Annotated in this window: 18 protein-coding genes; 14 read left to right on the forward strand and 4 right to left on the reverse strand. The window is 59.3% G+C overall.

Annotated elements, in window-relative coordinates; all coding sequences use genetic code 11:
• Positions 1-157 precede the first annotated feature (157 nt).
• The gene (locus tag ACQZ5M_RS11830; RefSeq protein ID WP_296020547.1) at positions 158-379 is read left to right on the forward strand and encodes a hypothetical protein; all 222 of its coding nucleotides are present in this window, start codon (positions 158-160) and stop codon (positions 377-379) included.
• Here ACQZ5M_RS11830 and ACQZ5M_RS11835 read toward each other — a convergent pair.
• Positions 371-1,333 carry a glycosyltransferase family 32 protein gene (locus ACQZ5M_RS11835; RefSeq protein ID WP_449079853.1) on the reverse strand — a complete coding sequence of 321 codons (963 nt, stop codon included), beginning with the start codon at positions 1,331-1,333 and terminating at the stop codon, positions 371-373. The genes ACQZ5M_RS11830 and ACQZ5M_RS11835 overlap by 9 nt on opposite strands.
• 195 nt (positions 1,334-1,528) lie before the next feature.
• Here ACQZ5M_RS11835 and ACQZ5M_RS11840 point away from each other — a divergent pair, with 195 nt between their 5' ends.
• The 7 genes from ACQZ5M_RS11840 to ACQZ5M_RS11870 all read left to right on the forward strand — a co-directional run bounded on the left by ACQZ5M_RS11840 (position 1,529) and on the right by ACQZ5M_RS11870 (position 11,327).
• Positions 1,529-3,421, forward strand: coding sequence for an ABC transporter ATP-binding protein (locus ACQZ5M_RS11840; RefSeq protein ID WP_296098794.1), 1,893 nt, complete (start codon positions 1,529-1,531; stop codon positions 3,419-3,421).
• Entirely contained in the window at positions 3,418-5,322 is a 1,905-nt protein-coding gene (locus ACQZ5M_RS11845) for an ABC transporter substrate-binding protein (protein ID WP_296083887.1), read from the forward strand. Before ACQZ5M_RS11840 ends, ACQZ5M_RS11845 begins: the two co-directional genes overlap by 4 nt.
• A gap of 1 nt (position 5,323) precedes the next feature.
• The gene (locus tag ACQZ5M_RS11850) at positions 5,324-6,322 is read left to right on the forward strand and encodes an ABC transporter permease (RefSeq protein WP_296020343.1); all 999 of its coding nucleotides are present in this window, start codon (positions 5,324-5,326) and stop codon (positions 6,320-6,322) included.
• Complete coding sequence (locus ACQZ5M_RS11855; protein ID WP_449079854.1) at positions 6,319-7,494, forward strand: ABC transporter permease; 1,176 nt, start codon at positions 6,319-6,321, stop codon at positions 7,492-7,494. The genes ACQZ5M_RS11850 and ACQZ5M_RS11855 overlap by 4 nt, the downstream gene beginning before the upstream one ends.
• A 124-nt stretch (positions 7,495-7,618) precedes the next feature.
• Positions 7,619-8,824 (forward strand): glycosyltransferase family protein, encoded by a 1,206-nt coding sequence (locus ACQZ5M_RS11860; RefSeq protein ID WP_296037718.1) that lies wholly within the window; start codon positions 7,619-7,621, stop codon positions 8,822-8,824.
• Positions 8,825-8,904: 80 nt separating this feature from the next.
• Positions 8,905-10,152, forward strand: a complete 1,248-nt coding sequence (locus ACQZ5M_RS11865; RefSeq protein WP_449079855.1) for a glycosyltransferase — start codon at positions 8,905-8,907, stop codon at positions 10,150-10,152.
• A complete protein-coding gene (locus ACQZ5M_RS11870) occupies positions 10,149-11,327 on the forward strand; it encodes a glycosyltransferase family protein (RefSeq protein ID WP_296105998.1) in 1,179 nt (392 codons plus the stop codon). Before ACQZ5M_RS11865 ends, ACQZ5M_RS11870 begins: the two co-directional genes overlap by 4 nt.
• Before the next feature lie 11 nt (positions 11,328-11,338).
• On the opposite strand, the gene ACQZ5M_RS11875 is transcribed toward ACQZ5M_RS11870, so the two are convergent.
• On the reverse strand, positions 11,339-12,571 hold the full coding sequence (locus tag ACQZ5M_RS11875; RefSeq protein WP_449079856.1) for an FAD-dependent oxidoreductase: 1,233 nt from the start codon (positions 12,569-12,571) through the stop codon (positions 11,339-11,341).
• A 17-nt stretch (positions 12,572-12,588) separates the two neighbouring features.
• Positions 12,589-13,287 (reverse strand): phosphatase PAP2 family protein, encoded by a 699-nt coding sequence (locus tag ACQZ5M_RS11880; RefSeq protein ID WP_296076357.1) that lies wholly within the window; start codon positions 13,285-13,287, stop codon positions 12,589-12,591.
• 225 nt (positions 13,288-13,512) lie between these two features.
• Here ACQZ5M_RS11880 and dxr point away from each other — a divergent pair, with 225 nt between their 5' ends.
• The 3 genes from dxr (at position 13,513) to ACQZ5M_RS11895 (ending at position 17,269) form a co-directional block, all read left to right on the forward strand.
• On the forward strand, positions 13,513-14,712 hold the full coding sequence (gene dxr, locus ACQZ5M_RS11885) for a 1-deoxy-D-xylulose-5-phosphate reductoisomerase (protein WP_449079857.1): 1,200 nt from the start codon (positions 13,513-13,515) through the stop codon (positions 14,710-14,712).
• A gap of 159 nt (positions 14,713-14,871) precedes the next feature.
• Positions 14,872-16,260 (forward strand): methyl-accepting chemotaxis protein, encoded by a 1,389-nt coding sequence (locus ACQZ5M_RS11890; RefSeq protein ID WP_449079858.1) that lies wholly within the window; start codon positions 14,872-14,874, stop codon positions 16,258-16,260.
• Positions 16,261-16,588: 328 nt separating this feature from the next.
• The gene (locus tag ACQZ5M_RS11895; protein ID WP_296020361.1) at positions 16,589-17,269 is read left to right on the forward strand and encodes a metal-binding protein ZinT; all 681 of its coding nucleotides are present in this window, start codon (positions 16,589-16,591) and stop codon (positions 17,267-17,269) included.
• A gap of 59 nt (positions 17,270-17,328) precedes the next feature.
• Here ACQZ5M_RS11895 and hemA read toward each other — a convergent pair whose 3' ends face one another.
• Positions 17,329-18,546 (reverse strand): 5-aminolevulinate synthase, encoded by a 1,218-nt coding sequence (gene hemA, locus ACQZ5M_RS11900; protein ID WP_296020364.1) that lies wholly within the window; start codon positions 18,544-18,546, stop codon positions 17,329-17,331.
• A 368-nt stretch (positions 18,547-18,914) separates the two neighbouring features.
• Here hemA and ACQZ5M_RS11905 point away from each other — a divergent pair, with 368 nt between their 5' ends.
• From ACQZ5M_RS11905 to ACQZ5M_RS11915, 3 genes are all read left to right on the forward strand, one after another.
• Entirely contained in the window at positions 18,915-19,166 is a 252-nt protein-coding gene (locus ACQZ5M_RS11905; RefSeq protein WP_296020367.1) for a glycine zipper domain-containing protein, read from the forward strand.
• Between the two features lie 171 nt (positions 19,167-19,337).
• The gene (locus tag ACQZ5M_RS11910) at positions 19,338-21,266 is read left to right on the forward strand and encodes an autotransporter assembly complex protein TamA (RefSeq protein ID WP_449079859.1); all 1,929 of its coding nucleotides are present in this window, start codon (positions 19,338-19,340) and stop codon (positions 21,264-21,266) included.
• Between the two features lie 86 nt (positions 21,267-21,352).
• Positions 21,353-25,513, forward strand: a complete 4,161-nt coding sequence (locus tag ACQZ5M_RS11915) for a translocation/assembly module TamB domain-containing protein (RefSeq protein WP_449079860.1) — start codon at positions 21,353-21,355, stop codon at positions 25,511-25,513.
• Positions 25,514-25,679 lie beyond the last annotated feature (166 nt).

Genomic DNA, 25,679 nt, shown 5'->3' on the forward strand with positions numbered 1-25,679 from the left:
CATGGCGCGACAATATGTCGAGTATCAAGTCGGACCACTCAGGCGTAAGCACACGAACGAAGAGCCACTAAAGCGCCTTGCGTCCTGTTGGGCGCACAAAGGACGTTTTGGTTTTGCGTTTCCGCATCGCCGATGCTGCAGGCTCTGTTTGGAAAGTGTGACGAAGATGGAATGGTTCGAGTATTTTCCGATTGTAATGTTGCCGCTGAAGCTGCTCGTCGTCGGCATCGGCATGTATTATTCGATCAAATGGCATTACGATCAAGGCAAGCTGAAGCGCGCGGAAGACGAGAAGCGCAAGCACCAGATGGCAGTCGCCGCGAAGGCTGCGCAGGACCGGGAGATCGCATCGGCAGAACTCTCTCAACCTTCACCATGATTTCCACGCGATCAGCAGCCCATCGCCCTTGGCGCTGGCTTCGGCACGCGCCTCTTCCACTGCACTGAAATCCGCCCGGTCTGCCAGCACCGCCGCAACGAAATCGGCCCCCGCCAGCGTCACCGATCCCGCACGAGCCACCACGCTAAAGATCAGCGGACCCGTGCCCCACCATGCGGGCGCACGCGGCAGGCGCTCGGCAATCTCCGGCAGCGCCTCCAAGATGCGCTCGAAGACGGGATGGCCGGGCGGTGTGGCGATAAAGGAATTGGCGAGCAGCACGCTTCCCTGCCCCGTAAGCCGCGGCGTCTGCTCAGCAAAGGCGGTGAGCCCCGCCATGGGTAGGATATCGCCGAAACTCATATCGTCGCGGGCCGGATAAAAATCACAGTCGAGATAGATGCCGCCAACGCGCGACAGGATGAAATAGCGCGCAACATCGACCGCACCCGGATAATCCCCGTCCTCCAGCATCCGCTGGAAGATCGGATCGGCATCGATCCCTTCTGCTTCCAGATCGGCCTCCTGCCACAGCCGATAGGCATAGCCATTTGCCTCCGCATGTTTGCGCCAGGCATCTGTTGAGGGTGGCACTGGTTTGTTGCCGATCCAGATCTGGTGGATCTTCGGTGGCACCGCTTCACGGTTCTTCTGTGCAATCGCTCGTCTCTCATCCGCAGAGAAGCGGCCATAGGGCGCAAAGACCTCGGGCGGCGGCACGAGAAGATATTGGTAGCCGGCTTTGGCAACCGCATCTCCTTTGGCCTTGGCGAGCCTGAGATAGGCCGAATGCAGGCGGCGCGGCAGGCCGAGCGCAGTCACCTCCCCCATCAGATGCTGGTCGTGCGCATTCGATAGCTCGAGGAAACGATCTTCTGCCGTAGCGAAATCTTTTTCCGCCAGCAACCGCCTGATGTCTGCAAGCGTTGCATCAAAAATGGCTTTGTCCGGCATGTTCGCTCCTGAGCTTAATAACCCCGACATATCTTCGGACTAGACGTTTCCCAAGAGCCCGAGACCATGCAGAAAGCCGGAAATTTTTCACGGTTTCAAGAGCATGGACAGAGCTTATACTGTGCGATAACGTGAATATAAGGGCCGCGTGATAATGCCACAGGCAAACAACAAGACGGCAAGGGAACCTATGGCATGACTGCAGGCGCAGATTTGCTTCGCATTGAAAATCTGCAGGTCTCTTTTTCCATTATGGGCGGAAAGATCGAAGCGGTCCGGGGCGCAAGCCTGCGCATCCTGCCAGGAAAGGTCACCGCGCTCGTCGGCGAATCCGGCTCCGGTAAATCAGTCATCGGCCAGACGATCATGGGAATCCAGCCGCGCACGGCCCACGTCAGAGGTCGCGTTCTTTTTTCCGACCCTTCGAGACCAGACGATCGTCCCATCGACCTCCTCCAACTGGAGCAGGACGGCAAGCCGATGCGCGCCATTCGCGGCAACCGCATCGGCCTGATCTTCCAGGAGCCGATGACCTCTTTTTCGCCTCTCCACACCGTCGGCAACCAGATCGACGAGGCGCTGCGCATCCATTCGGTTCTGACACCGAAGGAGCGGCAGGAAAAGATGGAAGAAACGCTCGATCTCGTCGGCTTCTCCAACCCCGCCAGGATCTGCCAGATGTATCCTTTCGAGCTCTCCGGCGGCATGCGCCAGCGCGCCATGATCGCCATGGCGCTGATCTGCCGCCCGGCGTTGTTGATCGCCGACGAGCCGACCACGGCACTCGACGTGACGATCCAGGCGCAGATTCTCAAGCTTCTGCGTGACCTTCAAAGCCGGCTCAATATGAGCATGCTGCTCATCACCCACGATCTTGGCGTCGTCGCCAATATCGCCGATGAGGTCGCCGTCATCTATCAAGGCGAAATCATGGAAGCGGGCACGGTAGACGATATCTTCCGCGCACCCTCGCATCCCTATCTGAAAGGCCTGATGGCGGCTGTCCCGCATTTCGATATGAAGCCCGGTGAAAGGCTTAAAGCGCTGCGCGATGTCACCCTCGACAAGGAAAGCCTGATCGGCAAGAAAACCGACAGCGTCGACAAGGCGCCGGGCGTCATTCTCAGCGTCAGGAATATCTCCAAAACCTACACCACCCGCAAGTCCACATGGTTTACCGCCGGCAATGCGAATAGCACCAAGGCGGTGGATGGCGTCAGCTTCGATATCATGCGCGGCGAATGTCTTGGCCTTGTCGGCGAAAGCGGCAGCGGCAAGACCACCGTCAGCAAAATCCTGATGCGCGCGGTAAAGCCTGAAGAAGGCTCGATCACCTTCCATAGCAAGAACGGCGACATCGACGTGCTGAATGCCGTGGATGGCGATCTGCGTGAGCTGCGCACCCGCATCCAGATGGTGTTTCAGGACCCGGTCTCCTCGCTGTCGCCACGCATGACGGTCGGCAATATCCTCAGCGAACCCTTGGAAATCCACGGGCGTGGCGACTCGAAATACCGGCAGGAGCGCGTCAAGAATTTGCTGCGCGCCATTGGCCTTGGCGATAACGCGCTGAACCGATATCCGCACAGCTTCTCAGGCGGTCAGCGCCAGCGCATCGGAATTGCGCGCGCGCTGATGCTGGGGCCGGAACTCTTGATCTGCGACGAGCCCGTCTCCGCGCTGGACGTTTCGGTACAGGCGCAGATCCTCAATCTGCTCAAGGATTTGCAGAAGGATCTCGGGCTCACCTATCTCTTCATCTCGCACAATCTGGCGGTGGTCGATTATATGGCAGACCGCGTCGCGGTGATGTGCGAGGGCAAGATCGTCGAGCTTGCGCCACGCGAGACGCTGATGCGCAATCCGGTTCATCCCTACACGAAGTCGCTTCTCGCCGCCGTTCCCTTCCCCGATCTCGACCGGCCACTGGACTTCAAGACCATCGGCAAGATCAGCGCCACCGGCAAGTTCGACTGGGGCAAGCAGTTTCGAGACGAAGACAACGGACAGATGATAACGGCCGATCTTGGCGGGGGGCATCTCGTGCTTGCCAATGCCAATGCGGATGTTCGGGAGCTACGGTCTTGATTACGCGCCGCACCACTCTTGCCCTGCTCGCCTCCGTTTTCGTTCCATGGAAAGCCTCCGCCGCCACCTATATCGACGCTGATTTCTTCAAGGAGAAGCTCGACAAGGGCGAGTTGCCGCCTCTCGATCAGCGCCTGCCGAAAAACCCCCGCGTCATCGATCTGAAAGCCATGGGCCGCGAGACAGGTCAGCATGGCGGCAATATCCGCATGCTGATTGGCGGCCAGCGCGACATTCGCCTGATGCCGATCGACAGTTACGCCCGCCTTGTAGGCTATGACGAAAAGCTGAACTTCGTTCCCGACATCCTCGAATCCTACACGGTGGATGAGGAGCGCGTCTTCACACTGAAACTGCGCGAGGGCCACAAGTGGTCGGATGGCAGCGATTTTACCGCCGAAGATTTCCGCTACTTCTGGGAAGACGTGGCGCTCAATCTGGAAATCCACAAGGGCGGCCCACCCATCGAGCTTCTGGTCAACAAGAAGCCACCTTCGATCGAGGTTCTCGATCCGTTGACGGTGCGCTACACCTGGGACGGGCCGAATCCAGATTTTCTGGCCAAACTTGCCGGTGCGTCGCCCGCACGTCTGTTCCTTCCCGCCGCCTATATGAAGCAGTTCCACGTCAAATATCAGACGCCGGAAAAACTCGCCAAGCTGATGAAGAAGAACAAGGTGGACGACTGGAGCAGCCTGCACGTCAAGATGTCGCGACAGCTCCGTCCGGAAAATCCCGATCTTCCTACGCTCGACGCCTGGCGCGTTATCACCGCACCGCCTGCCGAACAGTTCATCTTCGAGCGCAATCCCTACTATCACCGCGTCGATGAGAATGGTCGCCAGCTTCCTTACATCGACCGCTATCTGCTGAACGTCACATCGTCGGAAATCATCGCGGCAAAGACCGCGTCTGGTGACAGCGACCTGCAGTTCATGAACCTCGATTTCAACGACTACACCTTCTTGAAAGACGCCGAAGCGCGTTATCCGTTGAAGGTCAATTTGTGGAAGCGAAGCCAGGGTTCGCGCGTCTGTCTGCTGCCAAACCTCAACTGTGCAGACGACACCTGGCGCACACTGTTTCGCGATGTGCGCATGCGCCGTGCGCTCTCGGTGGCGATCAACCGGCACGAGATCAACATGGTCTGCTTCTACGGCCTGGCCAAGGAAAGCGCCGATACCGTGCTGCCGGAAAGTCCGCTCTTCCGGCCGGAATTTGCCACCGCCTGGGCGCAATTCGATCCCGAACTTGCCAATCGGCTTCTGGACGAGGTTGGCCTGACGGAGCGCAACGATCGCGGCATTCGCCTTCTGCCAGATGGCAGGCCCGCGCATGTGATCGTCGAGACCGCTGGCGAAAGCACGCTCGAAACCGACGTGCTGGAACTGATCACCGATCACTGGCGCAAGATCGGTATCTCCCTCTCCAGCCGCCCGACACAGCGCGACGTGTTCCGCAAGCGTGCCATGGGCGGCGAGGTGATGATGTCGGTCTGGTTCGGCATGGATAACGCCATTCCCAACGCCGACATGCTGCCATCGGGTCTCGCACCCACCGGCGACGATCAGCTGCAATGGCCGGTCTGGGGTATCCATTATCTCTCCGGCGGGCGTGAAGGCAAACCGCCGGATCTGCCGGAAGCCGTGCAACTGCTCGATCTCTTCAAGAAATGGCGACGCAGCGTCACCGCGCAGGAGCGCAAGGAGATCTGGCTGGAAATGCTGTCGATATACACTCAGCAAGTCTTCTCCATCGGCACGGTGAACGGCGCGCTGCAGCCGATCGTTCATAGAGCCCGGCTGAAGAACGTGCCGGAGAAAGCGCTATTCGGCTTCGAGCCGACCGCTTATCTCGGCATCTACATGCCAGATACGTTCTGGTACGACGGGAGCGCCTGACATGCTCAGATATATTATCGGGCGCATTCTCGTCATGATCCCGACATTGATCCTGATCTCGATGCTGGTCTTCACCATCATCGAACTGCCGCCAGGCGACTATTTCGAAAGCTACGTGGCCGAAATGCGCGCCATGGGCGAGACTGCCAATATGGCGGAAATCGAGGAGCTTCGCACGCGCTACGGTTTCGACCAGCCTGCCCCCGTGCGCTACTTCAAGTGGGCGACCGGCATGCTGGTCGGCGATTTCGGCTATTCCTTCGAGTACCAGCTTCCCGTCAGCGAAGTGGTGGGCGAACGTCTGTGGCTGACGGTTCTGGTCTCCTTCGTCACCATCATCGTGACCTGGCTCGTCGCCTTCCCGATCGGCATCTACTCTGCCACTCACAAATACAGCTGGGGCGATTACGGCCTGACCTTCTTCGGCCTGCTTGGCATTGCCATTCCCAACTTCATGCTGGCGCTAATCCTGATGTATTTCGCCAATATCTGGTTTGGCACGTCCATCGGCCACCTGATGGACCGCGAGTATCTGAACCAGCCGATGAGCTGGGACAAGTTCAAGTCGATCCTCGAGCATCTGTGGATCCCGGTCCTGATCATCAGCACCGCCGGGACGGCAGGCATGATCCGGCGCCTTCGCGCCAACCTATTGGATGAATTGCAGAAGCAGTATGTGGTGACGGCGCGCGCCAAGGGGCTTCACCCCTTCAAGGTACTGACCAAGTACCCGTTGCGCATGGCGTTGAACTTCTTCATTTCCGATATCGGCTCCATTCTGCCAGCCATTATTTCGGGTGCTGAAATCACTGCCGTCGTCCTGTCGCTGGAAACCACTGGCCCGATGCTGATCCGCGCGCTGCAAAGCCAAGACATGTATCTGGCCGGCTCCTTCCTGATGTTCCTCGCCTTCCTGACCGTCATTGGCGTGCTCGTTTCCGATATTGCGCTCGCCATTCTCGATCCTCGCATTCGATTGGGAGGTGGGAGCGTCAAATGACTTCATCGATTCCGAAGCCCGGCGAGCCCTTGCCGCACTACGTCTCTACAGCGCCCTTCGATCCCTATCTGGTCGAGCCCGCTACCAGCGCGCTTGCCATGGTGGGTCGCGCATCGCAATGGAAGCTGATGTGGTGGCAGTTCCGGCAGCACAAGCTTGCGCTCTACTCCGGCATCTTCCTGCTGTTTCTCTATCTCTCGATCTTCATATGCGAGTTTCTAGCACCCTATAATCTCCACACCCGCGACGTGGAAAACATCTACGCCCCGCCGCAAAGCATTCATCTCTTCCATGACGGCAAATTCGTCGGCCCCTTCGTCTATGGCCGTACCATGAGCCTCGACATGGACAATCTGCGCCGCGTCTACACCGACGTACCGACGGAAGTGCAGAAGATTCGCTTCTTCTGCCGTGGCGACAGCTACCGCTTCTGGGGACTGTTCGATTCCAACGTCCACCTCGTCTGCCCGGCGAAAGACGGCCAGATGTTCCTGCTCGGCACCGACCGTCTTGGCCGCGACGTGCTTTCGCGCATCATCTATGGCGCACGCATTTCGCTCACCATCGGCCTCTTCGGTGTGGCCATGAGCTTCGTTCTCGGCATCGTGATCGGCGGTCTTGCAGGCTATCGCGGCGGCGTCTTCGATCTGATCGTCCAGCGCATCATCGAGGTATTGCAATCGATCCCCAGCATTCCGCTGTGGCTGGCGCTTGCCGCGATCATGCCGGTGACCTGGAGCCCGATCCTCGTCTATCTGGGCATTACCGTCATCCTTGGTCTATTGGACTGGACGGGGCTCGCGCGCGCCGTGCGCTCCAAGCTTTTGGCGCTACGCGAAGAGGATTACGTGCTGTCTGCCCAGCTGATGGGAGCCAGCACCAGCCGCATCATCGGCCGGCATCTGATCCCCGGCTTCATGTCACACCTGATCGCGTCGGCGACACTCACCATTCCAGGCATGATTCTGGGCGAAACGGCGCTCAGCTTCTTGGGGCTCGGCCTGCGTCCGCCGATCACAAGTTGGGGCATTCTGCTCACGGAAGCGCGAAGCGTCAGCGTGATTGCCTTGTATCCCTGGCTTTTGATCCCGATCCTTCCGGTCGTTCTGGTCGTGCTCGCCTTTAATTTCCTTGGCGATGGACTACGTGATGCAGCAGATCCGTTTAAATGACCGGATTTTCTGCCAGCATGTTTTGCGGTTTTCCGATCAGGGCATGTGACAAGACGAGGCGCTTCGGCGCCTTCCGCATAAAGACACGCGCCGCACGCTTTAGCGGTAAGAAGAGGTTCTGCTCGTGACAGTTCGTTTAAACGATGCACGCATTCTGATGTACAGCCACGATTCTTTCGGGCTTGGACATTTGCGTCGATGCCGCACCATTGCCCATGCGCTGGTGGAGGATTATCGCGGCCTGAATGTCCTGATCATCTCAGGAGCAACCATCGCAGGCGCCTTCGATTATCGCGCCCGCGTCGACTTTGTAAAAATCCCGAGTGTGATCAAGCTCAGAAACGGCGAATACACCTCGCTCGACCAGCATATCGATCTTCAGGAAACGCTGAAGATGCGCCGCTCGATCATCTACCACACCGCCGAAAGCTTCCAGCCGGATATCTTCATCGTCGACAAGGAGCCGATGGGTCTGCGGGGCGAAGTGGAGGAAACCCTCACCTATCTGAAATCGCGCGGCACGAAGCTGGTCATCGGCTTGCGCGACGTGATGGATGCGCCGCAACTGCTTGAAGCCGAGTGGAAGCGCAACGACGTGCTGAACAAGATCGAACGCTTCTACGACCATGTCTGGGTCTACGGCCCGCCGGACTTCCACGACCCTCTCGCAGGTCTCGCTGTCCCACCCGGCGTCCATGAGAAGACCGAATTTGTCGGCTTTCTGCAGCGCTCCAAGACCCGCGGCGACAACCCGAGCCGGCATGAGGGCGACTATATCCTGGTGACCACGGGCGGCGGCGGCGATGGCAGCGAACTGATCGACGACGTAATCCGCGCCTACAAGTTCGATCGTAGCCTGACCCAGAAAGCATTGGTGGTGCTTGGGCCCTACATGCCGACCGAGCAGCGGCAGAAGTTTGCGGCCAATGTCGCCGATATTCCCCAGATGGAAATAATCGACTTCGACAACCGCATGGAAGATCTGGTTGCTGGTGCTCAGGCTGTCGTGTCGATGGGCGGCTATAACACCGTCTGCGAAATCCTCTCCTTCGACAAGCCAGCCCTTGTCGTGCCGCGCATCGTGCCGCGTGAGGAGCAGTTGATTCGCGCCAGCCGCGCGTCCGAGCTTGGCCTGTTCGACATGCTGTCGCCGGAAGATGCGGAGAACCCCGAACTGATGGCGAAAGCGCTGAAGGCGCTGATGCAGCGCCCGCCACCGTCTGCCAACGGCCGCAACCTGAAGCTCGACGGGCTTGAGAACATTTCCCGCCGCGTCGCCGAATGGCTGCAACCGGATGATACGCAGAGCGCAATCTCCGCGACTGCCTGACAGTAGGGGATGCGTAAACCGGTGGAGCGGAACATCCCGGTTTGCCGTGAGCTGCCGCAAATGAAAGAAGGCACGAAGACGTGACCGCAGACAAGAAAATCGTGGTGCTGCTGAAAGGCTATCCGCGCCTCTCCGAAACATTCATAGCGCAGGAATTGCTCGGCCTCGAAAAAGCTGGCTTGACACTCGAACTCATGTCGATGCGCCGCCCGACCGACAAGAAGCGCCATCCGGTGCATGACGAAATCCGCGCACCCGTCAGCTATCTGCCGGAATATCTTCATGAGGAGCCACTGCGTGTGCTGAAAGCGCTGTGGGCCTGCCGGACTAAGCCCGGCTTCGGAAGTGCGTTGCGCCGGTTCTTCCACGATCTCGGCCAAGACTTTTCTCGCAACCGCTTCCGTCGTTTCGGTCAAGCCGCAGTGCTGTCCCATGAATGGCCACAGGACGCCGGCTGGCTGCATGTTCACTTCATCCACACGCCAGCGTCGGTTGCCGCCTACACCCATCTGATCACCGGCATTCCCTGGACGATCTCGGCGCATGCCAAGGACATCTGGACCTCCACGGACGCCGATCTCTCCTACAAGCTCGGCAGCGCCCGCTGGGCGGTAACCTGCACCGCCAGCGGTTATCGCCATCTGCAAGACCTCTCGCCCAATCCAGCAACGGTCCATTTGAGCTATCACGGCCTCGACCTCACACGCTTCCCCCCGATGGAGGGTATGCGCCCGCCACGCGATGGTTCGGACCCCGCCGATCCGGTGCAGATTCTCAGTGTTGGCCGCGCGGTGAAGAAGAAGGGCATCGACATTCTGCTGAAGGCGCTCGCCACCCTGCCAGCGTCACTGCACTGGCGCTTCACCCATATTGGCGGCGGCGATGAGCTGGCGACGCTGAAAGCGCTTGCCCAGCAGTTGAGCATCGCCGACAAGATCACCTGGACGGGCGCGATGGACCAGAAGCAGGTGCTGGAGCACTATCGCAAGGCCGATCTCTTCGCGCTTGCCTGCCGCATCACCGCCGATGGCGACCGCGATGGCCTGCCCAACGTGCTGGTGGAAGCCTCAAGCCAGGCGCTAACCTGCGTGTCCACCAACATCTCCGGCATTCCCGAATTCTTCGTCGATGGCGAAAACGGCCTGCTGACCGAGCCGGAAAACGAAGCCGCGTTCTCGAAAGCCCTGGAGCGCGCAATCTCCGATCCAGCGCTCAGATCAAGACTGGGCGCTGCCGCTGAGCATCGCGTGCGCACCGCCTTCGATCACCGCACCAGCATCACCGACCTGAAAAATCTCTTCGAACAGGAATGGGAGAAGACCTCGTGACAATCGCCTCCGCCCCTGCCAGCAAGGCTCCCAGCGTTTTCTTCTATGTCCAGCATCTGCTCGGCATCGGACATATTGCCCGCGCCAGCCGCGTCGCCCATGCGCTGGTGGCAGACGGCTTTGACGTGACGATGGTGACGGGCGGAACGCCGGTGCCGGGCTTCCCCGGTGAGGGCATTCGCCATGTCGAACTGCCGCCGGTCGCCGTTGCCGATGGCAATTTCTCCGGCCTTGTCGATGCCAATGGCGCGCCGGTGGACGATGCCTTCAAGGACAACCGCACCAGCATGCTGCTCGGTGCTTATCACGGCGCAAAACCGGATATCGTCATCATCGAGGCCTTCCCCTTTGGCCGTCGACAAGTGCGATTCGAACTCTTGCCGCTGCTGGCGGCGATCGAGAAAAGTCTCAAGCGCCCGCTGGTCATGACCTCGCTGCGCGACATCCTGCAGGAACGCGCCAAGCCCGGTCGTGACGAAGAAACGATCGATCTCGTCAAGAAGCACTTCGATACTGTGCTGGTCCATGGCGATCCGAATTTCGTGCGGCTGGAAGAAACCTTTCCGCTGGCCGAACAAATCCGCCAGCGCATTGTCTATACCGGCCTGGTGGCACCCAGCAAACCGACTCCGCCGCAGGAGCGCTTCGACGTGGTGGTCTCGGCAGGCGGCGGTGCCGTCGGCGGCGCGCTTCTGAAAGCAGCGCTCGCAGCCGCACCACACATTCCGGAACTGAAGACATGGTGCCTGATCACCGGCCCGAACATGCCGCAGGCGGATTTCGATGCGATCTCGGCTGAAGCCGGTGACGCCATCTCCGTCTTCCGCTTCCGCAAGGATTTCGCCAGCCTTCTCTCCGGTGCAAAGCTCTCCATCTCGCAAGCCGGCTACAACACCGTCTGCGACATTCTGCAAGCCAAATGCCGCTCGCTGCTCATCCCCTTTGCCGCAGGCGGCGAAACCGAACAAGGCGCCCGCGCCTCACGGCTGGCAAAGCTCGGCCTTGCTCAGGTGCTGGAAGAACATGCCATCGCGCCGCAGTCCATGGCCGAGGCGATTCGTGCAGCATTGGCGCTACCGGAGCCTGGTGAGATCACCCTCAATCTGGATGGCGCAAACGGCACGGCGCAGATACTGCGCAGGCTCTATGCCGAACATCAGATGGATGACGAGTAGGTCTCAGCCCTTCAATAGGTAATCTTCTCGCGCCTGAAGCCGAGCCCGATCAGACGGCCAGCGAGATGGGCTAGAAGTGGGAAGCGCAGGATAGCGCGAACGAAGGCGGGCGGGCCTTTGGACTTGGGTGCCGCTTCGTGATCCTTACGGTTCTTGCTGCGCATCATCAATTGCAGCTTCTGCGTGGCTTTGGTCGGAAAGGTGCGGCGCTGTTGGATGGCGGTCAGATCGTCGTCGGAGATGACACCTCTGTCACGCAGGGCGGGCACCAGAATATTGGCGGCCGCCACCGCATCCTGAATGGCGAGATTGACGCCGACGCCGCTGATCGGCGACATGGCGTGGGCGGCATCACCGATGCAGATGAGGCCCGGCTTCCACCATTGCGTCAGCCGGTCGATACGCACGGTGAGAAGATAGACATCATCGAAGCTCTTGATTTCCTGCAGTCGATCAGCCGGCAACGGGCAGACCTCGGCAACCCTATTGCGAAAAGCCTCAATGCCTTTCTCGCTGATCTCCGCATAGACGCCCCGGCGCACCACATAACCGCACTGCCAGTAATCGCCGCGATCGATCAGCACGAACCCCTGCTGCGGACCGGCATGACCCATGGTTTCGTGAGGATCGCCTGGCTGTTTCGACAGCCGCATCCACAAAACCTCGGTCGGTACGCCGAAGCGTTCGATATGGAGACCGGCCTTTTCGCGCACCGTGGAATTGCGGCCATCGGCACCGACCACCAGATCGGCCTTCACGGTGAGTGTACCGGATGGGGTGGAGAGGACCACGCCGCTGACGCGCCCCTTCGTCTCGATGAGATCGCTGACAGCGGCGTTGTGCAGCAAACGGAAACTGTCGAACTGCCCAGCCTTGCCTGCCAGGAAACTGAGGAAGTCCCATTGCGGCATGAAGGCGATGAACTTGTTTTTGACCGGCAGCCAGGAAAAATCCGCGATGGTGCGCTTCTCGCCGCCAATCTCCGCATGCAGCTTTTCCGCCTTGGTGTGCGGCAGTGCCAGAAACTCCTCTGCAAAACCGAGTTGTTCGATCAGCGCAATCGTCGAGGGATGAATCGTATCACCGCGAAAATCGCGCAGGAAATCGCCATGCTTCTCGATGACCGTCACGTCGATGCCCGCCCTCGCCAGAAGCAGGCCGAGCATCATGCCAGCGGGCCCGCCGCCGACGATGGCAACCGTGGTCTCTATTGCCTGAACATCGTCGCGGTGGTCGCTTGGCATGGCAATATCCTGTGTCATCATGCCTGATCTGCAGGCGGAAGCGGCTTGTTCTTCGGATAGGGCCAACCCTTGACCAAACGGAACAACCATTCCTTGCGGGCGAAGATAAAGGCGAAGAGCATGGACGTCCAGATGCCGAGCAGAAGGCCAGCGGCCACATCGCTCGGATAATGCGCGCCGACGATCACCCGCGAAATGCCGATGACGAGCGCAAGGGCCATGAAGACGTAACGAAAACGCGGGATCAACATGGCAAAAGCACCGAAAAAGGCACCCGCCGCCGTCGAATGACCGGACGGGAAACTCTCATAGAGATTGTCGCCGGTAAACGGCGTCAGGCTATAGGCGCCAATATCGCCATAAAGCTCGGGCCGTCCGCGACCGATGAGGAATTTCAGGAGATGCACGAAGATGCTGGCGCTGCCGATCGTCAGGAAGAAATAGGCAAAGAGCCGCATCGCCGTCCCGATCCTTGCCGAATAGGGGCTCGCCAGTAGAAAGCGTCCGGAAATATAGGCGAGGATGGAAAAGAGCCCGGTGCTGTAGAGCATCCATCGGAAGGTGCCGAAATCGGTGATCGCCTTGTTGAAGCCGACGACCGCGCCCGGAAGGGCCTGCGCGCGCTGCGAAATGCGCGGATCGAAAGGGATGAAGACGAGCACCAGCAGAAGAGTGATGACAAAAATCCAGCCGCTCGAGATCAAAAATCGCTTCATGAAAATCCTCTATTTATCAATGCCGTATCAGCACTTCAGCACCGCGTCGCATCAGCCACTCAAACTGCATGCTCGCGCTGCCATTAGCAAGCGGCGCACGCAGATGTCATCGATGAGGAGAAGGACGCAGTGTGGCGAAAAATTGCTGGCAGGCTTTGATCTTGTTCTGCCCCTGTTTCGCTTGTAGAGCCTTGAGGGAGAGTTTCCACGAAAGCCGGATTTCATATGACAAGCCAGAAGGGCAGCAACCCGCCTGAAAAACTGACCGTCCTTGGCGCCACCGGCTCGATCGGTACAAACACGCTGGATGTCATTCGCCAGCTCGGTGGGCGGGACCGCTTCGAGGTTCTAGGCCTTACGGGTGCGGGCAATGTGGCGTTGCTGTCTGAACAGGCGCGCGAGTTCGGCGTGACGCTGGCAGTCACCGCCGACGACGAGAAATATGCCGAGTTGAAGGATGCGCTTTCCGGAAGCGGCATTACCGTCGCCTCTGGCAAAAGCGGCTTGCAGGAAGCCGCAAGTCTGGAGGCTGATTGGGTGATGGCGGCGATTGCCGGCACGCCTGGGCTCGAGCCGACGCTGACGGCGGCGCGGCGCGGTGCCAACATCGCGCTCGCCAACAAGGAGTGCCTGGTCACCGGCGGCGATGTCTTCATCTCCACCATGCGCGAGGGCGGCGGCACGCTCATTCCGGTCGATAGCGAACACAGCGCCATCTTCCAGTGCCTGGAACCCCAAAACCGCGACAAGGTGGAGCGCATCGTTCTCACTGCATCCGGCGGCCCCTTTCGCACCTGGAGCCGCGAACAGATGGACGGCGTCACCGCCGAGATCGCCCGTGCCCACCCCAACTGGTCCATGGGCTTGAAAGTCTCGATTGGCAGTGCCTCCATGTTCAACAAGGCGCTGGAAATGATCGAGGCGAAATATCTTTTCGACCTTGATCCCTCGCAGATCGAGGTGATCGTCCACCCGCAATCCATCATCCACTCCATGGTGGCCTATACCGACGGATCGGTGATCGCCCAGCTCGGCTGCCCGGATATGCGCACGGCGATTGCCTATGCGTTGACCTATCCCGGACGCGGCGCGCTCGATGTCGAGCGGCTCGATTTTGCCAAGCTGGCACGGCTTGATTTCGAAGCGCCTGACGAGGAACGCTTTCCCTCGATCAGGCTCGCACGTCTGGCGCTGGAGCGCGGCGGTGTGCAAGGTGCGGTGCTGAACGCGGCGGAAGAAACAGCCTTCCACGCCTTCGTCGACGGAAAGATCGGCTTTCTGCATATGGCCGATACCGTCGAGACGGTGATGGAGAAAATGAATGACGGCAGGTCAGCTGACACGATCGATGCCATCTTGGCCGCCGATGCCGAGGCGCGCGCCTACGCCGAGGATGTCATTTCGCAAAAGCAGAAGGCCGCTTAGGCACAATAGCCGAAGATGACGCTTACAAGAGAAGACCTCCGAGACCCGCAGGCTGCAGCTGGAAAACCTGTTTTATAGTGGAAATAGTATAGAGCTGAATTAATATGAGATTAAATTATTAATGATAATTCCGACGACATAGTCGTTGGAGATATTGCAATGTTCGGTTTTGCCCGCCCGAAAGAAGATTTTCGCCGTGAGCTTGCATCGTTTCTTTTCGAGAGCTCGCCGGATGCTTACTGCGTTCTGCGCGAAGGCAGGGTCGTCGCCTTCAACGACGCGTTCCAGAAAGCCCTTCGTCAGCCGGCCGACACGATCAATGGCCTGACACCTCCGGATTTTTCGCCGGAACGTCAGCCGGACGGAGAACGCTCCGACCAGAAGGCAAGCGTGCATATCGGTCAGGCCATGAAGGAAGGATTTTCCCGCTTCGAATGGGAAGGACAGCGCCGCGACGGCAGCCTTTTCCAGGTTCAGGTCACGCTCATTTCCTGGAAGCGAAACGATGAAACACTGCTGATCGTCGTCTGGCAGGACATTGAAGAAATGATCCGGCTGCGCACTGCCGAACGCCAGCGCCAGGAACAGGCCGCACGTGAGGCAGAGGAAGACCGCGCGGCAATCGAGCAGCTGGCAGCAGCTCTTCGTCAGTTGGCCGATGGAAATCTGACACAACAGATCGACCGCGCCTTCTCCCCAAAGACTGATAGCCTCCGACAGAATTTCAACGTTGCCACAGAGCAATTGCGCGCGCTCGTCAGTGAGGTGTCGAACGCCGTGACCTCGGTGCTGCATCGCTGTCGGGAGATTGGCTCCGCTTCCTCGGAACTGGCAGGTCGCACCGAGCGCCAGGCTGCAAGCATCGAAGAAGCGTCCGGAGCACTTTCACAGATCGTCAATACCGTGAGCGATGCGGCGAGCGCCTCTCGGTCCGCCAAAAAGACGATCGCACTCGCCAGCAATGACAGCGGCGAAGGCCATGTGATTGTCGAGAAGGCAATCGCTGCCATGGAAGCCATCGACCGATCCTCCGGCGAAATCGCCAAGATCATCGGCGTCATCGATGAGATCGCCTTCCAGACCAATTTGCTGGCCCTGAACGCCGGCGTGGAAGCCGCCCGTGCGGGTGAAGCGGGTAAGGGGTTTGCCGTGGTGGCGCAGGAAGTGCGCGAGCTTGCCCAACGCTCTGCGACAGCGGCCCGGGAAATCCGCGCGCTGATCACCACGTCGAACCAATTGGTGGAAAATGGCGTCGGCCTCGTCAACGAAACAGGCTCGGCCCTTGGTCGCATCTCTGCCCACATTGCGCAGGTCGGCGGCTCCGTCGAAACCATCGAACGCTCCGCCAGTGACCAGGAAGCCGCCATTCGCGAAATCGATAGCGTTATTGGACAGGTTGATCAGGTCACGCAGAAGAATGCGGCGATGGTGGAAGAAACGGCTGCGGCATCCAATGCGATGATCGACGAAATGGTGGAGATCGCGCGCAAGCTGCAAAGTTTCCGCACCGCCGGTGCCGAGCAAAGCTCTCGCCGCTGGGCGGCCTGACGGTTGAACGGCAACATGCTCGGCCACGTCGCGCAGACTGTTTAAAACATGCACTGGTTTAAGGGTGGAGTGACCGATTTTGGCATCTCCGCCCTTCTTATTATGACTGACAGTCAGCGCGAAATGAGAAAGACGCCTGAAGGCTTCAGAAGCGAGGGCCATTGCTGATGGCTTGATGGCAAAAATCTAGATCTGCGGGACGCCGTGCTGTCATCCCTTTTTCAACACCCTTCCTATTATTTAAAGTTCCGGAAACGGACTTGCCACCTCCATGCTTTCCCGTTATGTCGCCTTTTGTTACGTTATTACATCACAATGAGGAAACACGATGAAACTCACGCAAGCCCTCGCCCTTTCCGTTAGCTCGCTGCTGCTTCTGTCCGCCGCTGCGGTGGCGCAGGAGAAATCGGCACCATCGAAGTCCGAAACCCACAATCACGCCCATAACCATTCCCATGGGCATTCACATGGTTCCAGCGACGTCTATAAGGGCTACTTTGAAGACAGCGCCGTTAAGGAACGCCCGCTCTCTGATTGGGAAGGCGATTGGCAGTCGGTTTATCCTTATCTCAAGGATGGCACGCTCGATCCGGTGATGCAGCACAAGGCCGAGCACGGCAAGAAGAGCGCCAAGGAGTTTCGTGAGGAATATGATGTCGGCTACAAGACCGACGTCAACCGCATCACCATCAAGGGTGAAGACGTGACCTTCTACCGTGACGGAAAGGCCACCGAAGGCAAATATGCGAGCGACGGCTACGAGATCCTGACCTACAAGAAGGGCAATCGCGGCGTTCGCTACATCTTCAAGAAGACCGGTGGCGATGCAGCCGCACCGCAATATATCCAGTTCAGCGACCACACCATCGCACCGCAAAAGGCTGGCCACTACCACCTCTACTGGGGTGATGACCGCGCCACGGTGTTGAAGGAACTCACCAATTGGCCGACCTACTACCCATCGTCGCTTTCCGGCAAGGAAATCGTCCAGGAGATGCTTGAGCATTAAATGCAAAAGGGGCGCAGCCGAATAAGCTGCGCCCCTTTTTTCATTCCGCGTCTTGCTGATCAGGCGACGGCGCGTGCAAGCGCGCAACGCGACCAGAGCTGATGAAGCGCTCCGACGAGCCGTTCCATATCCGCATCGGTATGAAGCGGCGTCGGCGTGATGCGCAGACGCTCGGTCTTGCGCGGCACCGTCGGATAATTGATCGGCTGCACATAGACACCGTGGTCGTCGAGCAGGATATCGGAAATCCATTTGCACTTGGCGGCGTCGCCCACCATCACCGGAACGATATGGCTGGGATTGGTCATGTGGGGAATACCGGCAGCGTCCAGCATGGAGCGTAGCGTGCGCACGCGCTCCTGGTGACGGGCGCGCTCGAAGGGGCTCGCCTTCAAATGCTGAATCGACGCGACCGCTCCAGCTGCCAGAGACGGCGGAAGTGCGGTGGTGAAGATGAAGCCGGACGCAAACGAACGGATGAAATCGCAGAGCGCTTCCGAAGCCGCGATGTAGCCGCCCATCACGCCGAAAGCCTTACCAAGCGTTCCTTCGATGATCGTCAGGCGATCCATCAGTCCTTCACGCTCGGCAATGCCGCCGCCACGAGGACCATACATGCCGACCGCATGCACTTCGTCGAGATAGGTCATGGCGCCGTATTTATCGGCGAGATCACAGATTTCCTTGATCGGCGAAATATCGCCATCCATCGAATAGACAGATTCGAAAGCGATCATCTTCGGCGCTGCGGGATCGGCGGCCTTCAACTTGGCTTCCAGATCGTCCAGATCGTTATGCTTCCAGATGACCTTCTCGCAGCGACCATAGCGAATGCCTTCGATCATCGAGGCATGGTTCAGCGCATCCGAGAAGATGATGAGGCCGGGGATCTTCTGACCGAGCGTACCGAGGGTCGCCCAGTTGGAAATATAGCCGGAGGTGAAGATCAGCGCCGATTCCTTGCCGTGCAGGTCGGCCAGTTCGCGCTCGAGCTTGACGTGGTGGTGGTTGGTGCCAGAAATATTCCGGGTGCCTCCCGCACCCGCGCCACAGTGATCGATGGCGGCCTTCATTGCCTCGATGACCTTGGGGTTCTGACCCATACCGAGATAGTCGTTGGAGCACCAAACCGTGACATCGCGCTGTTCACCGTCGGCGGTGTAACGGGTTGCTTTCGGAAAGTGTCCCTGTTGTCGCTCGAGATCGGCAAAAACGCGGTAGCGACCTTCCGAATGCAAGCCATCCAGCTCGGTCTTGAAAAATGCCTCGAAGTCCATTCCATGCTCCAGAATACGTGCAAGCGTTTTCGGCCCACCTCCTTGAACCGTCAACCCCCTCGACGCCGATATCGAACCGATGCGTCAATTCGCCTCCACTTTTGAACCGTTCCAATATACTTATAAGAGTCTTGAGGAATGACAAACTTGATTCATGTCAAACCGCTAAAAAATTTGGAACCTTTTAATTCAGCCGCCGTTGAGTAGGGCACAATCGATTGGCCCGGGGAGCGCAGCCTTACAAGGGGGCTTCCAAAGAAACATTCGACTTGTTAGATATCTGCGGCGGTCGGAGGTAGCAGTCGCCGCAGACTTATTGGGACGCCTACCGAGAGCCATCGAGCTCAAATGTAACGTGGAGAGAGTTCATGAAAAAGGCTGTTATTTTTGCTGTTATGGGTCTGGCGCTGGCAAGCTGCACGCAGACTGAAAAGACCACCGGCGGCGGCGCGGTGATCGGCGCACTGGCTGGCGGCGCAATTACCGGTAACGTCCGTGGCGCAGCGGTTGGCGGCCTCATCGGCGGCGCAACCGGTTACCTGATCGGCCGCGCTTCCGAGCCTGGCTACTGCTACTACCGTGACCAGTACGGCCAGCGCTACACGGCACGTTGCCGCTAACAGCGTGACAGAATTGCATCAGAAGCCCCGGCAATCGTCGGGGCTTTTTTTGTTTCCCCGCATTGGCCCTTTTTTGGGGTGCCCCTCCTTGTCTAATTATGATTAAATTTGCGCATTAACGAAGGATAAACGGGCAGGAGCAATAATAAATGCTCAACCATAAAGCACCGCATGCCGAAAAAACGGACTGACCAACGGAAGAGTATAGCGTACTGGAGGGCAGGCACTGCATTGGCGGTGGCGGCAGCCATGAGCGTTTATCCCGTATTCGTTCGCGAAGCCTTCGCTTTGAAGATCTTCGGCATCCAGCTATGGGGCTCGGACAAGGACGAGGCAAACGAAGTTCTCGATCCCGTCCGCTTTACCGTGACGCTCAATACGCCGGGAGCAGACAGCAAACTCAGAGACAGTCTGGAAAACAGCTCCCTGATGGTGACCGAGCCGGAAAAGCCGGCATCGGGCGATCTCGGCCTGCTCATTCGCGCCAAGGACGACCGCGACCGGTTGATTGCCGCACTTTACGAGAATGCCCGCTATGGCGGTATCGTTACGGTCAAGATCGCCGGGCGGGATATTGATTCCATTCCGCCCAATCCGACATTCAACAGAGCAGGCCCCGTGCCGGTCGTAATCGATGTGACGCCGGGCCCGGTCTTCAAGCTCGGAACGGTCAGACTGCAAGGCGATATCACGGGGCACGACCCCGCAGATTACGGTCTGGTAACCGGCGGCGACGCGGGCTCGCTTGCCATCATCCGCGCAGGCAACAAACTGATAGACGACCTGAAGGCGGAAGGTCGCCCGCTGGCAAAGCTCACAAAGCGCGAGGCGGTGGCAAACCACGCGAACAACACGGTGGATCTGACCATGGTGGCCGAAGGTGGCCCGGTGGCGCCGCTGGGAGACGTGGCGGTCAAGGGTGACAAGGCCGTCGATCCGGACTTCATCCGTCGCTACTCACGCCTCAACAGCGGAGAGCCCTATTCGCCGGACAAGCTGCGCAAGGCCTCCGACAGGCTTCGCAAACTCGGCGTGTTTTCCAGCGTCGCAATCAAGGAAGCCAATACGCTTGCCCCCAATGGCAGCCTTCCTTTGACCATCGAGGTTTCCGAAGGCAAATTTCGCTATTTTGGCGTGGGCGCGCAATATTCGACGACGGAAGGAGCAGGCTTGCAGGGCTATTGGGGCCACCGCAACCTGTTCGGCAAAGCCGAATCGCTTCGCATCGAGGGCGCTGTGACGCGCCTTGGCGAGGCATCGACCGTTCAGGACATAGACTATTCCGCCGGCATCATCTTTACCAAGCCCGGAATCTTCAATCCGCAGACGACCTTTACCGCAAGCCTCAAGGCCAAGACCGAGCACCCCGACAGCTATGATGCGCAGACGGTGACCGGATATGGCGGATTCGCGTATGATTTCAACGATTACGATACAGCAGCAGCCGGTCTCGAAGTCGAATGGGCGAGCACCGAAGACGCTTTCGGCACCAATGACTATCTGACGACCTCTGTGCCGTTGGAGTTCGTGCGAGACAGGCGCAATGACAAGCTGAACCCGACCGATGGTTTCCGCGCATCGATTTCCGCCAAACCGAGCTATGAAGCGCTAAACGGCACCATCTTCTCGTCGTTCGAGGCATCGACCACCGGCTACAAGGGCCTGGGCTCGGACGATCAGGTGGTGCTGGCCGGCAAGATCGCAGGCGGCGTTCTCTTCGGCGGCGGTTCGCTTGAGGACATTCCCACGACACGCCGCTTCTTCGCTGGCGGCGGCGGCTCTGTGCGCGGTTACAGCTATCAGGAGATCTCGCCCTATGACGTCAATGGCAAGGCCACCGGCGGCCGGTCCTATGTCGTCACCTCGCTTGAAGCGCGTGTGAAGGTGACGGAAACCATTGGCATTGTTCCCTTCATCGATGCGGGCGTGGTTTCATCCGAAGTCACACCGGATTTTTCTGATATTCGCGCAGGTGCCGGCATCGGTCTTCGCTATGCGACACCGTTCGGGCCTCTGCGTCTTGATGTCGCCATGCCGCTGGAAAAATATCCGAGCGGCAGCAATTTCGGCATTTACGCCGGGATCGGACAATCCTTCTGAGGAAGGAGCGTTCAAAAACGCCGGGCTTTGCTCCGCAGTAAACCCAACCCTGTCACGACGACCAAGCGAAGTGTAGATTGTCCTTTATGAACATGCTGATTCGATTGCTGAAGTGGTTCGCCTGCATCGCACTCGGGGCCGTCGCGCTTCTTGTGGTCGTGTTGCTGTTTTTCGGCTTGAGCCCCTTCGGCGCGCGATTCCTTGCAAACGAGGTGTCTCGCATTGCTTCCAGCACGGACCAGACGATCACTATCTCGCCACCGAAGGGTCTGCTGACCGGCAGATTGAGACTGGATAACGTCACCATTGCCGATCGTGAAGGCAGCTATGCGACACTCGACGGTGTGGAGCTCGACTGGTCGCCGCTCGATCTCCTGACAGGAACGTTTCACGCCGAACGGCTGACGGCTGCCAATATCCGTGTCGATCGGGCACCGCTGCCAGCATCGCAACAGGCAGAGCCAAGCTCCGGCAGCTTCTCCCTTCCCCTGAAAGTGACCATCGACGATCTGTCGCTTCCCAACATCGAGCTTGGCGAGAAGCTGGCCGGACGCGCCTTCGCTCTGTCGGCATCGGGCCATGGTTATGCCACCTCCGACACCATCACGGCATCGCTCTCAGCCTCCCGCAAGGATGAGCAGCGCGCGTCGATCGATGCGGATCTGGCGTATATCCCGGCTGAAAACGTGCTGAAACTTCAGGCGCTGCTGAACGAGCCGGAGGGTGGCCTGCTTGCAAACCTTCTGCGTCTACCGGGTGCGCCTGCGGTCTCCATAAAGCTCAGCGGCGAAGGCCCTCTCTCCAACTGGTCGGGGAAACTCGCCGGTTCCGTTTCTGGAAACGAAGTCGTCGCGCTCAATGGCCACCACAGCCTGGCACAGGACGGAACGCGGCGCGTGACGCTGCAAGGCGGCGGTCATCCGGATCGGCTTTTGCCGCCGCTGGTGCGCCAGCTCTTCAGCGGAGAAACGAAGATCGACCTGGCCGCGACCATGTCGCCGGAAGGTCGTATCAGTGTCGAGAACGGCAATCTGGAAACCGGCGCGCTGATACTCACCGCATCCGGCAGCGTCGATCCCCAGGGCCAGAACGACCTTTCCGCCAATCTGATCGGAACCAACGGACCCGTCGATATTCGCCTGCCGCTGGCGGATGGCGAGCTCCAGGCGCTGGTGGATGGCATTGACCTCAGCCTGCGCGGCAACGCCGACGCAGCACGCCTGAACACCGTCGCCTCGCTTCGCTCTCTCAAGGTGCCACAGGGTACGCTTCAGGGCGTGAAGCTTACCGCAGCCAGCGACGATCTCGACGTGGCGAGCATGACCGGCACGATCCGAACCCTGCTGTCGGTCGATCAGTCGGCGCTGACCTCGCCGGACCTGGAGCGCATCGTCAAGGCTCCGTTAAAGCTCAGCGCACCGCTGCGCGTCTCGCCACAGACCATCGCCTTCGAAGGCGCGACGCTCGAAAGCGCCAGCATCGGCGGAACGGCAAGCGGCGCCTATGATCTTTCGGCTGGAAAAGTCTCGTCGAACCTGCGCCTCTTCGTTCTGCCGTCCGTGCTTCCCCCGGCGCTGGCGGAAAAATTCGACGGCACGATCGCGATCAACGGCTATGTCGAGAGCCTGATGGGCGGCGCGACAAGTCTAGAGAACCTCGTCATCAAGTCCACCACGCTCGAAGCCAATGGCGGCGTGTCGCTCGACAATGGCGCGATCGCCGCCAAACTCTCCGGTCGGCTGCCGGCATTGGAGAAGTTGTCGCCGCAGGCCGCCGGTTCGCTCGATTTCTCTCTTCAGGCAAACGGTCCGATCAGCGCTGCCGACTTCACCGCAGATATCTCTGCGGCGCGCGCCACGCTTGCGGGACGTTCGCTGCAATCGCTGAAGGTTTCGGCGAGTGGCAAGGCGGATGTGGCCGCGCCGCAGGCCAAGTTTCAAGCGACCGGCACACTGGACAACCAGCCGATCGACGCCTCTGCCGCGCTGGTGCAGACGGGCGAAGGCACCGCCATTCCGGAGCTGAACGTCAAGGTCGGCCCCAACGTGATGACGGGCAAGCTGCAACTGACGCCGCAATTCCTGCCGTCCGGCGCTCTGTCTTTCGATTTTCCCGATATCTCGCTTCTGGCAGCGCTTGCCGCCCAGCAGGCGCGCGGCGATCTGAAGGGCGATATCGCCATCAGCAACGCCGATGGCAAGATTGCCGCCACCATTCGCGCCAACGGCAAAACGATCCGCAAGGACACGACAGCAATTTCCGGATTGGTTGCCGACCTCAAGGTGGACGATCTCCTGGCTCTGGCCATCAACGGCACGGTGAAGGCGCAGAGCATCAATGCCGGTGCAGCAGCACTCTCAGGTCTCGAACTCGATATCGATCACGCAGCAAATGCCACGACATTCGATCTCAATGGCCGCTATGATAATGCCCCGCTGGTGCTGAAAGGCCGGGCAGACACCGGCGCTTCGCCCATGCGCGTCGCTTTGGAAAGCTTTTCCGCCACGCCGCGCGGAATCCCCGTTCGCCTTGCCGCTCCGAGCGTCATCACGGTGGAGAATGGCAATGCGCGCATATCCGGGTTGACCATCCAGACCGGCAACGGTCGGGTCGAAGTCAACGGTAGCGCCGGATCGACGCTCGACGTCAATGCCGCCATACGCGCTCTTCCGGCCAGTCTCGCCAATGCCTTTTCACCTGGGCTCGATGCGGCAGGCACCATTTCCGGCACGGTTGTCGCCAAGGGTTCGGCCGCAGATCCCGCCATCGATTACGATCTGACCTGGTCCGATGCAGCTATTGCCCAGACGCGCGCCGCAGGGCTCGGCGCGCTGGGGATCAAGGCCAATGGCCGCTTTGCCAACCAGTCGCTCCAACTCGATACCAGCCTGACAGGCGGCGGTGGGCTGACGGTTTCCGGCGGCGGTACGCTTGGCCTTTCCGGCAACCGCCCGCTTGCCATGAGCTTCAAGGGGCAACTGCCCTTTGCCGCGCTTGCGGCCCAAACATCCGAACAGGGCCTGGTCGTCGATGGTTCGGCGGCAGTTGATATCCGCATCGAAGGCAGCGTCGCCGCGCCTTCCGTGACGGGGACGATCAGCACCCAGGGTACGCGCGTTACCGATGTGCGACGCAACCTTACCCTCAACAATCTTGCCGCAACGATTACCTTCAACCGCGATGTCGCGACCATATCGAGGCTGACGGGAAGCCTGTCGGGCGGTGGAACCATTTCCGGGTCCGGCACTGTCGGCATCAACCCCGCATCAGGGTTTCCGGCAGATCTCAGCATCACGCTGAACCGCGCAACCTACGCGGACGGAACACTGTTCACCACGCAGGCAAGCGGCACGCTGACGCTGAAGGGTCCGGTCCTGTCGTCGCCGCTTCTCGCCGGTACGCTGACACTGGATAAAAGCGCGATCACCATTCCGGAACGCCTGCCCGCATCGCTGACGGAAATCGATATCAAGCACAAGAACGCGCCACGGGCGGTGAGACGCCAGGAGGCGGAGATCCGCGCTGACGAAGGTGGCAGCGGTAGTTCATCAACAATTGGTCTTGATCTGCAGATCAACGCACCAAGCGGCATCTTCGTGCGCGGACGCGGCATCGATGCGGAACTGACTGGCAACCTGACGATACGCGGCACGGCTGCCAGTCCGCAGATCTCCGGCGGTTTCACCATGCGTCGTGGCCGTCTCGAAATCCTGACGCGGCGGCTGGATTTCACCAATGGCGAAATCACCTTCGGCGGCGGGCTGATCCCGGTTCTCAACCTCTCTGCCGATTCGAGCGTCGGCTCCAACACCGTGACGGTGACCGTCAGCGGCAACGCCAACGATCCATCTTTCGCCTTCACATCGTCCCCGGCGCTGCCCCAGGATGAGGTGATGGCACAGCTGATCTTCGGCCAGTCCATGTCCAAACTGTCACCTCTGCAGATTGCGAGACTGGCGGAAGCGGCAAGTCAGCTGGCGGGCGGGCGCTCAACCTCCCTGTTCGATAGCCTGCGAAGCAACCTCGGCATCGACGATCTCGATATATCCACCGATTCCGAAGGACGGGCGCGGGTATCGGCAGGCAAATATATCAATGAGCGTACCTATCTCCAGCTCGAGCAGAGCGGCGATTCCGGCGCAAAAGCAGTCATCAATCTCGACGTCGGACGCGGCGTCAAGCTGCGCGGCGAAGCGGGAGCCAGCGGCGAAGGTGCAGCCGGCATCTTCTATGAAAAGGAGTACTGATCAACTTATGCGTGAACCACAAGAATTCAGGTCACGTCGTTAAGGAAATCGTTAAACTTTTTCGAGTTCAGAGATTGTTAAATTTGATGAGCTAAACAATTGTTGTTGCCTTGAACCTTTCGCGGCTGTTGTGCTTTAGGATCTTGTCTTCACGCACCACAATACC

The sequence above is a fragment of the Rhizobium sp. 22-785-1 genome (genome assembly GCF_053521965.1).